Annotated in this window: 1 rRNA gene; it reads right to left on the bottom strand. The window is 52.0% G+C overall.

The window, feature by feature from the left end:
• Positions 1 to 8: 8 nt before the first annotated feature.
• Positions 9 to 2,473, bottom strand: a 23S ribosomal RNA gene (locus KH286_RS09485); the annotation flags it as partial.

The following is a 2,473-nucleotide window of genomic DNA, read 5'->3' as shown; positions in this document are numbered from 1 at the left end:
TACTATATTTGGTCAAGCCCTCGATCTATTAGTATCGGTCAGCTGAACATGTTACCATGCTTACACCCCCGACCTATCAACCTTGTGTTCTTCAAGGGATCTTACTAGCTTACGCTATGGGAAATCTCATCTTGAGGTTGGCTTCACGCTTAGATGCTTTCAGCGTTTATCCATTCCCGACTTAGCTACCCAGCTGTGCTCCTGGCGGAACAACTGGTACACCAGAGGTCAGTCCATCCCGGTCCTCTCGTACTAAGGACAGCTCCTCTCAAATTTCCTACGCCCGCGACGGATAGGGACCGAACTGTCTCACGACGTTCTGAACCCAGCTCGCGTGCCGCTTTAATGGGCGAACAGCCCAACCCTTGGGACCTACTTCAGCCCCAGGATGCGACGAGCCGACATCGAGGTGCCAAACCTCCCCGTCGATGTGGACTCTTGGGGGAGATCAGCCTGTTATCCCCGAGGTAGCTTTTATCCGTTGAGCGATGGCCCTCCCACGAGGTACCACCGGATCACTAAGCCCGACTTTCGTCCCTGCTCCACTTGTGGGTGTCGCAGTCAGGCTCCCTTCTGCCTTTGCACTCTTCGAACGATTTCCGACCGTTCTGAGGGAACCTTTGGGCGCCTCCGTTACTTTTTAGGAGGCGACCGCCCCAGTCAAACTGCCCACCTAACAATGTCCTGTGACCAGATTCATGGCCGCCAGTTAGAATTTCAGTACTGTCAGGGTGGTATCCCAAGGTTGACTCCACCAAGGCTGACGCCCTGGTTTCCTAGTCTCCCACCTATCCTGTACAGACAATACCAAAACTCAATGCTAAGCTACAGTAAAGCTCTACGGGGTCTTTCCGTCCAATCGCGGGTAGCGAGCATCTTCACTCGCACTACAACTTCGCCGGATTTACAGTTGAGACAGTGCCCAAGTCATTACGCCATTCGTGCGGGTCAGAACTTACCTGACAAGGAATTTCGCTACCTTAGGACCGTTATAGTTACGGCCGCCGTTTACTGGGGCTTAAGTTCACACCTTCGCTTGCGCTAAGTGTTCCCCTTAACCTTCCAGCACCGGGCAGGCGTCAGCCCCTATACATCAGCTTACGCTTTAGCAGAGACCTGTGTTTTTGCTAAACAGTTGCTTGGGCCTATTCTCTGCGGCCTACTCTCGTAGGCACCCCTTCTCGCGAACTTACGGGGTCAATTTGCCGAGTTCCTTAACTGTAATTCTTCCGCCGGCCTTAGGATTCTCTCCTCACCTACCTGTGTCGGTTTGCGGTACGGGCACTACTTCTCTCTCTAGACGCTTTTCTTGGCAGCGTGGAATCATGTACTTCGGTTCCGTAGAACCTTCCCCATCACGCCTCAGCATTATGAGAGCGGATTTGCCTACTCTCACTGCCTAAACGCTTAGACTAGCATCCAATAGCTAGCACACACTATCCTCCTGCGTCACGCCATCGATAATAACGATGGTAGTGGTACTGGAATATCAACCAGTTGTCCATCACCTACGCCTTTCGGCCTCGGCTTAGGTCCCGACTAACCCTCAGCGGACGAACCTTCCTGAGGAAACCTTAGGTTTTCGGCCTGTGGGATTCTCACCCACATCTCGCTACTGATGCCAACATTCTCACTCGTAACCAGTCCACCGCTCCTTACGGTACGACTTCAGCCCGGTTACGACGCTCTCCTACCGCTTGAACTATGTTCAAGCCCGTAGCTTCGGTGGTAAGTTTAGCCCCGTTACATTTTCGGCGCAAGATCTCTCGACTAGTGAGCTATTACGCACTCTTTTAATGAATGGCTGCTTCTAAGCCAACATCCTAGTTGTCTTAGAAATCTCACATCCTTTCCCACTTAACTTACACTTTGGGACCTTAGCTGACGATCTGGGCTGTTTCCCTTTTGACCACGGATCTTATCATTCGTAGTCTGACTGCCGAGCTCAAAGTATGTGGCATTCGGAGTTTGATAAGGTTCGGTAAGCGCTATGCCCCCTAGCCCATTCAGTGCTCTACCTCCACTACTCATACTCGACGCTAGCCCTAAAGCTATTTCGGAGAGAACCAGCTATCTCCGGGTTCGATTGGAATTTCTCCGCTATCCACAGCTCATCCCATGCTTTTTCAACAGCAACGTGGTTCGGTCCTCCACGAGGTTTTACCCTCGCTTCAACCTGGCCATGGATAGGTCACCCGGTTTCGGGTCTACGGCATGCAACTAGTCGCCCTATTCAGACTCGGTTTCCCTTCGGCTCCGTACCTTAAGTACTTAACCTTGCTACATACCGTAACTCGTTGGCTCGTTCTACAAAAAGCACCTCATCACCCTCATAAGGGGCTCTGAGCGGTTGTAGGCACACGGTTTCAGGTTCTATTTCACTCCCCTCCCGGGGTTCTTTTCACCTTTCCCTCACGGTACTGCTTCACTATCGGTCATCAGGTAGTATTTAGCCTTGGGAGGTGGTCCTCCC

The organism is Veillonella parvula (genome assembly GCF_018378075.1).
Lineage (GTDB): Bacteria > Bacillota > Negativicutes > Veillonellales > Veillonellaceae > Veillonella > Veillonella parvula_K.
The sequence above is the reverse complement of the archived record's forward strand: the minus strand, read 5'-3'. Positions and strand labels throughout refer to the sequence as shown.